At 54.5% G+C, this 13,313-nt stretch carries 7 protein-coding genes; 4 read left to right on the top strand and 3 right to left on the bottom strand.

Features of this window, described 5'->3' with window-relative positions:
* Positions 1-41 precede the first annotated feature (41 nt).
* On the bottom strand, positions 42-1,532 hold the full coding sequence (locus tag QTI66_RS21265) for an FAD-dependent oxidoreductase (RefSeq protein ID WP_286561852.1): 1,491 nt from the start codon (positions 1,530-1,532) through the stop codon (positions 42-44).
* A gap of 447 nt (positions 1,533-1,979) precedes the next feature.
* Entirely contained in the window at positions 1,980-4,532 is a 2,553-nt protein-coding gene (locus QTI66_RS21260; protein ID WP_286561851.1) for a methyltransferase domain-containing protein, read from the bottom strand.
* A 317-nt stretch (positions 4,533-4,849) separates the two neighbouring features.
* On the opposite strand from QTI66_RS21260, the gene QTI66_RS21255 reads away from it, so the two are divergent.
* From QTI66_RS21255 to QTI66_RS21240, 4 genes are read left to right on the top strand one after another with little or no spacing between them, the layout of a single operon-like run.
* On the top strand, positions 4,850-6,127 hold the full coding sequence (locus tag QTI66_RS21255; protein WP_286561850.1) for a methyltransferase domain-containing protein: 1,278 nt from the start codon (positions 4,850-4,852) through the stop codon (positions 6,125-6,127).
* Between the two features lie 47 nt (positions 6,128-6,174).
* On the top strand, positions 6,175-6,834 hold the full coding sequence (locus QTI66_RS21250; protein ID WP_286561848.1) for a class I SAM-dependent methyltransferase: 660 nt from the start codon (positions 6,175-6,177) through the stop codon (positions 6,832-6,834).
* An 11-nt stretch (positions 6,835-6,845) separates the two neighbouring features.
* Complete coding sequence (locus tag QTI66_RS21245) at positions 6,846-8,585, top strand: glycosyltransferase family 4 protein (protein WP_286561847.1); 1,740 nt, start codon at positions 6,846-6,848, stop codon at positions 8,583-8,585.
* Positions 8,582-10,978: a glycosyltransferase gene (locus QTI66_RS21240; RefSeq protein ID WP_286561846.1), complete on the top strand. Its 2,397-nt coding sequence runs from the start codon at positions 8,582-8,584 to the stop codon at positions 10,976-10,978. The genes QTI66_RS21245 and QTI66_RS21240 overlap by 4 nt, the downstream gene beginning before the upstream one ends.
* Before the next feature lie 46 nt (positions 10,979-11,024).
* Here the strand turns inward: QTI66_RS21240 and QTI66_RS21235 are convergent, their stop codons facing one another.
* Complete coding sequence (locus QTI66_RS21235) at positions 11,025-12,746, bottom strand: FkbM family methyltransferase (protein WP_286561845.1); 1,722 nt, start codon at positions 12,744-12,746, stop codon at positions 11,025-11,027.
* Positions 12,747-13,313 lie beyond the last annotated feature (567 nt).

Below are 13,313 nucleotides of genomic sequence, written 5' to 3'. Positions count from 1 at the left end.
ACTGTGAAAAATCGCGGCAACCCTGCTGGAGCGAGTTAGGCTCAAACAGAGCGTTTTAGGTGATCTCCGAGTCGAAGCGCCAGTGCCGTCAAAGCCATCGTTGGATTCGTTACTGCCGACGTGGGGAAGACGCCGGAACCAGCAAGATAGAGATTGCTCGTGCCGAAAACTTTGCAGTCAAAATTAACGACCCCATCTTTTGGACTGGCGGCCATTCGCGTTGCACCCATGTGGTGATTGCCGTAGTCAATGACCTTGTCGCTCGTGTTTATGCTGTTGAGAATACGAAAGCGAGCAATTTTTCGATCTAAAAAATCTTTTGCAATAAGATGTTCATAAGCCTTTACGGTCCTCGCATCCGAATCGGAGATTTCCCAGTCCAAAAGCACTTTTGGCTGCCCCATCGAGTCGTCCGTGTGGGACAGTCTAATTTGTGATTTCACATTGACCGACTGTTCGATTGCCCATGTGACGTCAACTGAACGAACTTCTGGCTTTTTATCGAGGCGCTGCATGTTTTGAACAAACAGTCTTGCGGCTGCCTCCTCTTTTTCATCAGTGATCTTTTGTGCGGCACCGGGCACTGCCCAGAAACCAGGAAGCCGATACTTGCGTTGAGCCGCTTCAGATGCACCAAAGCCAAAGGCGATGCGAAAATCTTGGCCTGGAATGGGCTGCAACGCGCCGCCATCCTCTTCGACAAAAGGGACGCTGCGATAGGGCACATACATTCGCCAGCCATTTATTCGCGCTGGGTGTTCCATGAATCCTTTTCCCAGCCAAGGGCTTATTGACTGCAAAGCAGATGGTCCTCTTGATCTTGCAATGAGCAGCAGACGAGATGTTTCGATGCCTCCCAGCGCAAGCACAAAAGAATTGCGACTACTGAGCTCGCCATGTTTTCCTATTGCGGTGACGTACTTCAGCGCGCTGACCTTGAGGCCGTTGAACAGAATATCCGTAATGGTGCAATTGTAGATGAGGAATATCTTTTGGCTCGACGCCAGCCGATCGCGATATACCTCGGCAAGTCTGCGATTGACGCTGACTTGCCATATGCGAGGCGAGAAGATTCTTGACTCTTTGGTTAGATAGATGCCTTGCCTACTGGCCTTTTCTTTCAAGAAGTCGGGATTAAAATTCTTTCCATCAACGTTCAAAATCTTGCCGGCGGTACCATAATATTTTGCAATGGATCGGTGCTGGATGGGCCAACTCGATGCAGGCATCCATTCGCGTTTTTCAAACTCGATGGGCTCTAGCTGTCTGCACCAGCCACCCCAACAATTTGATGAGCCACCGAGTGCCCTTATTCTGCTGCCATCCAAGGCGTATGTTATCCCACCGTCAATGCCTTGATAGAAGAATTGGCTGGAACGGGATGGATTCAGATCGCCCGCTTCAACTAGGCCAACGTCAAAGCCGGCGGTCTCTAGTTCGAAGGCCACCGCGAGGCCAGCCGGACCAGTTCCGATGACACAAAAATCCAGGTGTTGAGGCAGGCCGGGGTCTTTTGCAGCATCAATCAGCATGTGGATCACCCCGATTCAGGGCTTCTTGAGCCTCCAAACTGGAGATGTACCATCCGTCGACGAAGTGGTAAGTGCTGAATGAGCTTGGTTGAGTTGCGCGAAGCGGCGGCATCGCCGCAGCCACTGGCGTTAGGAGTGCCATGGCGAGAAGCCCCCTTCGCCGCAGAGCGCGCGCATCGACTGTGACATTGTCGGCCATCGCAAAAATGACGGTAAGAATGAAGGATGGAGCCGTCGTAGTGTGGTGCAAACAGACCATATTCGTCAAACACAGGGCGCCGACTGGCCGGCGCAGACCTCGCCCCACAAGGGGGCACCATGTGCAATTTCTCTTTCGCGCGGTCATGCGGGTCGCACTGACGGGTGAGTGACCGGAATGTGCCGAGTGGTGTGCGCGAAGCAAGCTTTGTTTCAGCATTGGGTGCGCTGGGGCTCGGCCATTGCAGACTAAGAAATCACATCAACTGACAAATGCATGGCCTTCCCGATGCGATGCTCTCCATGCAGTAGTTCGACCGTGAACTGCGACCGGCCTGTCCGCCGGGTTGCGACGGCCATGAACTTGACTTCGACTGCTCCCCCCCGATAGACCCCATGTGGCCAGTGATCTTCAACTCCTTCGCACGGGTGAACCCTTGAAAGCTCAGCGCCTCCTTCGCCACGCAGAACGAGCGCAATGTCTTCACCTGTGGCCCAGCGGGTGTTTCCTAGATTGCGCACTGTGACTGAGATCTGCATCGATTGCCCTGGTTTTGCGAGTGCGGGCATGTCGTGCCACAAGAATTTGCAATCCCAAGCGGGGCGTCCATTTATTTTTGATGCCCCCCGGTTCGTCGTGAGGATGTATTCAAAGGGATCTCCGTCATCAGAAAATGAGTCCACACCGGAATTCATCGCAGGATCGGTCCATGGCGCAGCCGGATCTGCCGCGTAGATTCCGGAGCCTTCGTCATATTCATTCCAACTCTCAACGTAAACCCGATGCAAATGCGGAGCGGCGGCAATCACAGCATCCCATGCGCTTCGATAATTTTTTCCGCCGCCGCGCGGCAGAAGATAGCCCGGCTTCCTAATGTTTTGGTCCCAATAGCCAGGTTGAACATGCCATGAGTCAATGCCATGATGCACGCAGTGAATTGCGTAGGCGTAGCCGGAAAATGCAATAATGCGTTCATCTGAAAATGAAAGATCAGGATCGATGAGCGCGGTGGTGACCATGTGGATGCCGGAGCGGAGCTGCGGTATTTTCGCTCCGAACGCGATTGACAAACGTCGCTCCACGTCTTCCCGCGTCAATGTGTGAAGATTGTGCAGAAGCGAGTAGACCCACCAAGTGGCCAAAGTTAACTTTCCGTCAATCGTAAGCAAGAAGCTTGCGGCATCATCATCTCTGTTTTCTGCAAAGTATTGGTCAAAAAACCGAACGTAATGATTCGTGAATGCGTCCTTGCCTGCGTCGGTTTCGACATCTATTGGAGATCGTCCCGGCTGGCCAAATAGTATATTTGGATCAAGGAACGGAGCTATTTTAGGAACATCAAACCCTTCGCGGCGCAATTCTGCGTATGCTTTGAAAAATTCACATCTGGCATCTTCGTATAGGTCGATGCAGTGCAAATAGATGGAATCAATATTGGCCAGCATTATTTGCTTGATCTGCGTCCGCCAAAATTCGCATTCTCCTGTCCAATTTTTTCTTCCTTCAATTGGTTGCCATGGTCCCCGAACGTTGCCCTCGTTGGGTGAAAACCAATGGAATACTGTGGTTGAGACAATTGGCTGGAATTTGTCGAATCCATAGCCGGCCATCGATGTGGGAGTTGTTTTGAGCGGCTGGGCTGGGGTGAGCGGTATTGGTGTATTGACTACATTCCAGCCAAACGCTTCAAAAAACAACGTTTGCGCCGCCTCGGATTTTGCGTTCTTGCGTTGGCTTGGCGAAATGGTAATTTCGGACCGAGTTATCGTCCGCTGGTCTGAAGTCCAATTTTTCCAGCCTGGAACGTTTGTATAAAGGTCAACCTCTTGGCGGCGCTTGTCTGCATGAATGTAGGTAATCCCACTCCAGCGGTGGCTCCAAAAACGGCATACAAAACCATCGCTCGGCGGGCGCGAAATTGTAACTGATTGTTCTGGTTTGTCGAGAAGGAGACCTTTGAGGCCAAACTCGAGATCGAGATACGTGCCCGGTGCATTTATTAAAATGTCCTCCTTCGGGACGTCAATTAACTCGTAGCGTTCGCGGATACCTGGCCGCTTTATAAGTCGGAGGACGATTCCTGTCGCGAGCTGCGGCGAGTCTTTGAAACGTTGACTCCATTCCCGTGCCGTTGCTTCGTCCATTATTGATCGATCTTCTTCATGACTTCCAAAGCTTCCGTTAAAACCGTACGCCTCCACTACTTCAAAGAAGCGGGACGCCGCCACGATCAGTTCTTCGTAATTGAATAGCCAGAAATGCTCTGGGCTGGTGCAATATTCTTCGGATTTTTCTTTGTATTTTATTGCGTCCCGATTCGGTGTTGTGATTACGAGTTGGCCGTCAGGCTTGAGAACTCGATATATTTCACCAAGATGTTTGAGCGGAAACTTGACGTGTTCAATGCTTTCTCCTGAAAAGAATAGATCTATACTTGAGTCGGGCAGCGGGAGATCCATGCCATCAGATTGAAGTGCGGAAAATACAGGCCCATACTTTGGTTTTGACTCTGCAATGAGTCGCAAAGACTGTTCGATCGCGGAGGCGGAGATGTCCATGCCAATGGCTGCCGCACAGTCATGCAAACGCGGATAGACAGCGGCAAATCCCCAACTGCCCATGCCAAAGTCGGCGATCTTCATGGAGCTTGGGGAGCCGATGTTGAGTTGCTCGAGTAGTTCCATTCGGCGCTCATGACCCATTCGACTTATCACGGGCAGATCATCAAATGCCCCATAAAGCCCTTCCGGACGCTCAAACATTTTGTCCAAGGCGGCTGAGACGGTATCGGAGGTCGACATGGTTTCTCTTTCCTTAGTTGATCTGTTCTACAACAGACGACTAAATTCTGTGATACAAAAGGATTCAAATGAAGCTTTCTGTTTCGCCAAGCGAAGACTTTACGCAACGAAAAGTCTGTGTGGACTGCCCGCTTCGCCTCGCAACTTAGTATATGGTTGTCACTTACTGCAAACTACAAGGACGCATTGCTTCGTGATTGCAGTCCGTTGTTCTCCGAAGGAAAGGGGTTTTTCGTGCTACGTTTCCCGAAAGCTTGGTCAGTTTCGATGCGAGTCGTCGGTCACGTGCTGCTTGGTAGTTCACTGAAGGGCTATCCATGACGCGCGTTACTTTCAAGCAGTCGTTGAAGGCGCTTGCACGACCCGTGTTGCGTCCATTGCTATTTCGCCTCAATCGCCCCATTGCACTATTACAGCCGCAGATCGGTCAACTAGATGGCAGGCTGGGACAGTTTCAGTTGCAAATCAGCCAACTTCAGCAGGAGGGAAATCGTCGTCAGCGCACGATCGACGATTTGGCACGCGTGTGGTTGCGCGTGCGAAACGACATATCGACTATTGAAGAAGGCGTGCAAAAGGCCGACGAACTGGCTGTGAAGGTTGAGTCATCTGAAAGACGTGTGCAGCACCTCATGGAACTCGAGTCGCGTGTCGAAAGAGCTGATGCACGCTTTCACAAAGTTGAGCAATTGCTGGAGAAACTTGAAGGAATTGAAAAAGATGCGACGCATTTAAAGGATTTGGTTGGTCGATGGCGGGGCGTTGAAGAGCTTCGGTCTCGACTTGAAACGGCTGAGTCTCGGGCATTTAGGATCGAGGACTTGACTGTGCGACTCCAACATGTGGAGGAACGCACCTCCGAAGTAGCGAATCCGGAGCGGTTGAAGGTTGTTGCGGATTCGACGGGTCCACTGCGCAAGGAGCTGGCAGCGCGGGATGCTCAGGTGGACAACACTCTGCGATTCGTGTTGGATCGCATCGAATTCGTACGGCGCGAATTTTTATTTGAATTGAACTATGGGGTCGGTCGAACGGTACGGACCACCGGCGTCTCGGGAGAGGTTGTTGCTAATGTTCTCAATCCAACAAAAGTGGAACAAGCCCTGCAAAATGGGAAATTCAAGATTAACCTTGGATGCGGGCACATTGCCATGCCGGACTATGTCAATGTGGACGCCCGCGATGTCCCTGGTGTGGATGTCGTTGCGGATGTAGGTTCGCTTCCATTTGAGCCTGGGACAGTCGATGAAGTCTTTTCATCCCACCTCGTTGAACATTTTCCGCAAGAAGAGTTGCGCCGACGGTTGCTCCCTCATTGGCGTGGTCTATTACGCTCTGGCGGCACCCTTCGTGCCATTGTGCCGGACGGTGAGGCAATGTTGAAGGCAGTGACCGAAGGTGCCTACGCATTTGAAGACTTTCGCGAAGTCCTTTTTGGAAGCCAGGACTATGGCGGTGACTTCCACTTTAACTTGCTAACTCCTGATAGTCTGACATCGCTTATTCACGAGGCCGGCTTTGAAAGTATCGAAATACCCGTTAGAGGCCGTCGAAATGGTCGATGTTTCGAGTTTGAGATTTCGGCGAGACGCTGAGAAAATCAGTCAATAGTCATTTTGATGAGTTATAAGGAGCCCAACTAATGTTGGAAGAAGTGCTATACCCGGGCCTTCCGACTGCCAATTGGCAGATGCTCAATAGTGAGCGCATGGCGTTAATGGGGCTGCTGGCTCAAGTGCGCCCCAAGAATGTCCTAGAAGTTGGCGTCTACCATGGAGGCAGCCTTTCTCTGATTGCAAAATTTGCTCAACATGTATGGGCGTGTGATATCGATCCGGAGGTGCCCGGGCGATTTGCCGTGCCAAAAAATGTTGATCTTCGCATCGGCGCGCCGGAGACGGTGCTGACCGATCTCTTAAGTGAACTCGACGCGAAGAGCATTGGCCTCGACTTGGTCCTGATTGACGCGGACCACAGCGCAGCGGGCGTTCGGCGAGACATTGAACGGATAATTCACAGACGCTTTTTGCCGGCTGGGCCAATGTTTATCGTAATGCATGATAGTGGCAATCCAGAGTGCCGTCGCGGGATGGCGAGCGCGGACTGGGCGAGTTGTCCGTATGTCCATGCCGTGGAGCTTGATTTTGTTCCGGGCCAGATTAGGGGTGGGGAAGTCTGGGGTGGTTTGGGGCTGGCTTACCTGAATTCCAGCCCTCGACACGGCGAACTCAGCATTTCTGCGGGTGCGGCCGATACGGTACGGGCACTTCACGGTGCGACAGCGGGCGGCCAGCCGCACTGAGAGCCCGGCCTGTGAACCATTCCGGTCCGATTGGGCGTCCGCTTCGAATTCTTATCGTCAGCAATCTCTTTCCACCGTATTTTATCGGGGGTGCGGAAGTTGTTGCGCAACGTCAAGCGCTTGGTCTGAGGGCGCTAGGCCACGATGTCAGCGTCTTTGCTGGACGGATTGAGGAGGATGAAGCCGGGTTGGGGCGGCTCGAGCGGGAGTGCGCAGATGGCCTGGTCGTTTGGCGAACTTCCATCGCATCCTTCGCGTCAGAAGAAAATTTTCGAAACGCGCGTACGGCCGAGCAATTCAAGGCGGTGCTGAACGCCGCACGGCCTGATCTTGTTCATTTTCACAACGTGGCCGGTTTGGGCGCCGATCTTGTTCCCTTGGCTAGCCGAAGGGGTATTCCAACGGTGTTGACGTTGCATGACTTGTGGGGGCTGTGCTATCGCGGCACGATGCTGCGGGTCGATGGCACGACGTGCAGGAATACCGAAGAGTGTGGGACCCATTGCGACAGAGCAATTCGTCCGCATGACGTGCACCACGCACTTCCGATGCGTCTGCGACGAGATTTTGTAGCATGGTGTTTCAATCACGCTTCGAGAGTGATCTCGCCGAGCCAGGCACTCGCTAATTCGTATGTGCAGGCGGGCGTGATCAAGCGGAATCGTCTCTCTGTCATCTCAAATGGCATTGATTTAAGTCCGTTCAGGGATATGGTGCGATCGCGCACCTCCGTCGTCCGCTTCCTGTGCGTTGCCTATCTCGGCGAGCACAAGGGCATCACGGACCTCATCGAGGCGGCTAGGCGCTTGGCCGCGATGCCACAACTGGCGTTTGGTTGGGAGGTGACTATTGCTGGCGATGGTCATTTGAGGCCGACTGTTGAAGCCCAGATCAGGGAATTCGGACTTAGCGAATTCGTGAAGTGCGTGGGCCGCGTGCCACGCGCGCGCGTCCTTGAACTGATGAGTCGAAGTGATGTCGTGATCTTGCCTTCGCGTTGGCCCGAGAACGAGCCGGTTTCGCTGCTGGAGGCCATTGCTGCAGGCACTGCACAACTCGCGACAGACGTTGGCGGGGTCGGCGCCCTCGTCGAGCAGGGCCGAACAGGCATGCTCGTTCCGCCATCCGCTCCCCAGCAGTTGGCTAGCGCCATGCGGGGCTACGTGGAAGACCCTGAACGAGCGGTGAAGGAAGGGGACGCCAATCTCGCTAGACGTAATCATTTCGACGAAGAGGTCACGACAGAGGCAATACTGGCGGAGTACAAGAAAGTTTTGTCCCAGCCCATTACGGCACCATCGGATCCATTGATCATCTGCGCCGGCCCTGTGCCGGACTTGGACGCGTATTCGGCCTGTGAGAATTTGCATCAGGCTGAAGACGCGGTCGCCGGCGGGCGCCGCGTTCGATTGGCTTGGCATGAGTGGTTGCCGGCCGAGGCGTGGGAGGAGGCCGCTGCATTCTGGAATTGGGGGGCGGACACAGCCTTCGCTCCCGCGGCGAAAGCCTTGCGATGGGGAATTCCGATCATCTCCTCAAGCGCTTGCGGACCAATCGTGGCAGTGGGTCGACTCTTTGGTGGTGTGACGACCGTCGAACAGGAAATCGAGATGCGGTGGGTCCTCGCAAAAATGGCCGCAGATCCGATGCCAATTGCGCGTTCAAAAAATGCACGGGGTGGTGCGGAAATGCTGACTGCGCTCGCCCCCCAAGAGTCTTTTCACCTTCGGTGTCCCGACAACTGGCCATGACTTCAGCCCTGGTAAATATCGGGAGCGTTCGACATTTCGTTATCTGCAACGAAAGGCTCCTGCCGCGTTTTGGTGTCGATCGCCTTTTGCTGCTCCTTGGGCAAAGTCTTGTGCGCCAGGGCCACCGCGTGACCTTCGTCTGTCTGCGTTGCGACAGGTCGATGGTCGAAAGGATTTCACCGCAATTGCACATCCTAGACGGGATAGGGAGTCTCTCGATTCAGGAGGCAGAAGCGCGCGCAGCCGATCTCCTACGAGCGGGTTGGAGTCGCGAACTCTTTGCTGATGGCGCGCCAGACGTTCTCATCAGTGGTGGATGGCCATTTTTCTCCGCAGCGTCCGTCTGTGCCGATCGCAATGTTCGATCAGTATTCATTGATGCCGGAGCCGTACCTCACGATGGGATGACGCCGCTCGGTCTGCCGACGCAGCGTGAACTCCGACGGATTCGTGCCGCAGCATTGCCAAAATTCAGCGCGGTATTCCCGATCAGCGGGTTCATCGCCGAGAGTCAAACACTTCCCGATCGAGGCAGTCGCCATGGAGTCGAGACCATCCTGCTCGGGGCAGATCATCTGGAAACCCCGATGTTCGAATCACCGGATGGTGGGGACGTCGATGATGTTGCAAACGCCAAGATTCAAGCAATGGCTGAAACTGGACAGCAGTTCGTCATGTTGCTGGGGCGCTATGAGGCCACTGGCTACAAGAACAGTCCTGCGGCGCTGGAGGTCTTCGAGAGGATTCACGCTCAGGTTCCCGAGGCGCGCATGCTGGTCTTGGCGCGCGAAGGCGAGTTCACGATACCTCCGGCAATTGCGGATGCCGTCGTGTTCCTTGGTTTCGTGAGCGACTTGGCCCTTTTAAGCATCATGCGCCAGTGCAAATTGGGGTTGTCGCTCTCTTTGTGGGAAGGATTCAACCTTCCTCTGGCGGAAATGCAGTGGTTGGGGATACCCGCTCTTGCGTTCAGCCTGGCCGCACACGCTGAAGTCGTCCTCGATCCTTGCATGCTGTGTGCGCGCCCGGACGACATGGCGTCCAAGGCTGTCCGCATCCTTCGGGAAGGGTGGCCCCCGCATATCAAGGTCGAAGGCCGGCTTGAGCGATTTCGGAGTGCCTTCAGCTGGCGAGCGACTCTCATCAAATACGATGAAGCACTTGCGCGAGTCCTTGCCCTTCCCGCTGTGCCCATTGACGTAGATGCACAACGCTGGCTGGAACAGCTTCCAAGACTCGTCATCATCGATTGCACCTGCTCGTCCATCGACCCCGCAAACCCTGGCGTCATCCGCGTAACCCGCAGACTGTGTCAGGCGCTGCAGCAAATACGCGGGATCTTCCCTGTCTTCGTACGCTGGGATCCTGCACTGGACTACTACCGCTTGTTGTCGGCTTCGGAAGGCGGTGTCTTGGCGACATTCGATGGCCCCAACGGCGGTGAACTACAGCAGGCGTTCTCGACGCTGGACAGTTGCCTCTCCATGTTCGGCCATCAAAAGCGTGCCGTTTTGTTGCTTCCCGAAGTCATCCTCGACGGTGCCGTGCAAAAGCGCTTCTTGTGGGCGCGTGCCAGGGGTTTGGCCGTCGCCGGCTTGCTCTACGACGTGATTCCCATGTCGCACCCTTTGTTCTGCGCCAGAGAGGTCGTCGAACGCTTTCCAGAGTATCTCGAGGCGCTCGCCTCGGCGGACGCCGTCTGGTCCATCTCGAATGAGAGTCTGAAGCAGTTTCGGGTATATGCCCGGCGCAGCGGCCTCCCCAAACCGGCGGGAGAGGCGGTTCAACTCCCCGGGCAATTCAGCGCTGTGGCGAGGAGTTCTTACCGCCGGCCAGAGTTAACCGCCGGCGATGTCATCACGATCCTTTGCGTATGCAGCATTGAGCCGCGCAAGAATCACAGGACCTTGGTCCAAGCCTATCAATTGCTGAAAAGCCGGCGCCCCGATTTGCCACTCAAACTGGTGCTGGTGGGGCATCGATTTGCAGAGGCCGACGATCTGGCTTCGTGGTTGCAGAGAGTCGTAGGAGAAGACGCGAGCATTGTCTGGTCGGGCTTGTTGCCGGACTGCGACTTGGCAAGTGAATTCGAGCGCGCCGCCTTCACGGTGTATCCCTCGGTAGTGGAAGGATTCGGGCTACCGATCATGGAAAGCCTGTGGATGGGCAAGCCTTGTATTTGCCACTATGGCGGAGTCATGGCCGAGTTGGCTGCGCCTGGTGGCTGTCTGACTACGGATATGACTGATCCGCAGGCGGTTGCTGCATCGATGGAGCGCTTGGCGACAGAATCAGGCTTGCTGAGCAAGCTTTCGCTCGAAGCCATCGGTCGCGACATTCAGGATTGGGCCGGCTATGGCGATGCAATATCGACACGACTGATCGCCTTGTGACGTTGTGATTTGCGATTGCCGATATGGTGACAACCACGCGCAGCAGTCAATCAAGCAGGCCGCGCAAGTCCGCAATGCGATTGCTGCCGTGCGGCACGGCGAGGATATTGATGAATCGTCCCAAAGTAGGAGACAGGTCGTCGACGATGCGCTGCTTAAGCTGCTCCGCCACGAGTGGTGTCAGCGTTGGGTTTTCCTCAGATACCTCGAACATTTGGTAGCCGAGGTCGCTAAGGATGTGCCACATCTCCAGCGGCTCGTTACCTGAACGGGTCAAACCGAAGGGCCAGAACTCAAGCAGAAAGATGGGCCGCCAGCCCGCGGCCAAGAGGCCTTGCGCGCCCCTCAGAATGCGGGCCTCCGAACCCTGCGTGTCAGACTTCACAATGTCCGGAAGCCGCGTCTCGCGGGCCAGGACAGAGTCGAGTGTGACAATTCGAACCTCTATCGAACTGCGCGCCGATCCATCGTCAAAGAGTCGGTGATCTCCCAGATTTTCTTCAGAGCGGAAAAGATTGATGGTGCCGACAATATCGCCCACGGCTTGCTGCTTGAGTTCGACGCAACTCGGCGACCCATCGGTGTGGCGCGACGCGTTTCGTGTCAATAGACCAAAATTTTCCGGGTCAGGCTCGAAGACCATCAACCGACCGTCCGGCCCGATGATTCTGGAAGCCACCGCGCAATACCAGCCAATATTTCCACCGATGTCGAGCACAAAATCATCGAGGTGGCACAGTCGCCGAAATACATCGGTTTCGAAAGGTTCCCAGATTTTATCGCGGGCAAGATCGCTTGAGATGAATTGATCGATATGGCGATGAATTTCGAAATTGAAAGGCGGAAAATTTGGAATTTTCGCCTCAATGATCCACGGTCTGTCAATTTTGGCAATCGGCGCGCATTGCCTCAGCCATCTTAGGCTCGGAGCATGGCCGGATTTTCGTGTCAGCCAATAGCGCGCAGGTTGGTACAGGCTTTCAACCCCGTATTTGGTGAATGGGACTGTCAAATCGTTGTGGACGAAAAATGCATTCACACCGCTGATATTGCAGCAAACCAGGGTGTAATCGGACAGGACATCCATCCAGGACTGAAGCGACGCGCCGAAGTAATCGTCGCCGCCCCATTTATGCTCGGCCACGTAGTCCATTTCAAGTCGAGTAGGAGGCCTGAATTTCGCGTTGTATTCGACAACGATCAATTTGGGGTGAACAGCCAGCAGCGCTTTGCGAATCAAGTGCGTATCGTTTCCATCGACATCGAAAGACAGAAGGTCAATCTCCTCTGTGCCGAGAAATAAACGGCAATCTTTAATGGTCTGCTCGGCCGTCTCGAGCGTTACAAAGGAATGTCGAATCATCAACGCGGGGAACTGGAGGCCTCCTAGCGCCTCATCTATGAAGTGAACATTTCTGAGGTCACCGTCGATCCAGCAGCCTGCGAATCCGTCGAGTGCAAGCTGATGCGTATTATTCTCAAGGCCATCAGCACATCCGACTTCGATGAATGTTCGAGACAGTGTCGCCACTTGAGAAATCCTTGCCAAGCACTCTCGAATGATTCCATCCTCGTCACACTGAGAATAGGAAGACCAACCGTGGACGACGGGGTTGCGCGGCGTCGACGCATTCGCTTGTGCCCGAAGAAGAGCCAGTTCTTGCGAGCGCTCAATCTCGGTGGGCGCCGTGGGTGGGGGCAAGAGGCGCTGAAATGCGTCTGTCGCCTTCCTGATTTCTGTTGCATTCGCTGCAATGAGCACTGCCATCGAATCTCTCGTGGTTGACACCGCCTTGTCAACAGCATCAGTGGTGATTCGAAGAAGTCGTTCTTGTTCTGCGCTGCTAGATCTCAGGTTTGCAAGGGAGGCGGCCGCTTGCAGCACCGATGCATACAGGCGCTCAATCTGTCGAAATGGAGTGCTTTTGAATGGCATACCTAAAACCAAGGTTCGGATACTCCTCAACCCTTGATGCAAGACCGCCTTGCTCTGCTACCGCACCTCCGGCGGTTCCCTGCAGATGATTTGGCGTCTATCGGTGGAGCGCCCCTTGACTATTTCCAATTCGTGGGAAAGGGTTGATTTTCGGACTCTACCTGAGAACCCTTGTCCGGCGATTAAATTTCGCCCACTTCAAGAGGCGCCGTGGATACTTGCGAGGTTTTGGCCTGGCCGATTTGCAGTGTCACCCTTCTCAAGAATGGTCCTAGTGCTGCAGCTCTATGTGCGGTGCATCAAGGCTGCCTACTCGAGCTTAGCTACCGCGTTGCCGGTCGGCCTCAAGTATCGCCCCGGCGCCCGTACATCCTTTCGTATTTGAAGGGAGGGCATCTG

This window comes from Variovorax brevis, from assembly GCF_030317105.1.
Taxonomy (GTDB): domain Bacteria; phylum Pseudomonadota; class Gammaproteobacteria; order Burkholderiales; family Burkholderiaceae_C; genus Variovorax; species Variovorax brevis.
This window is presented reverse-complemented; position numbering and strand designations above follow the sequence as displayed.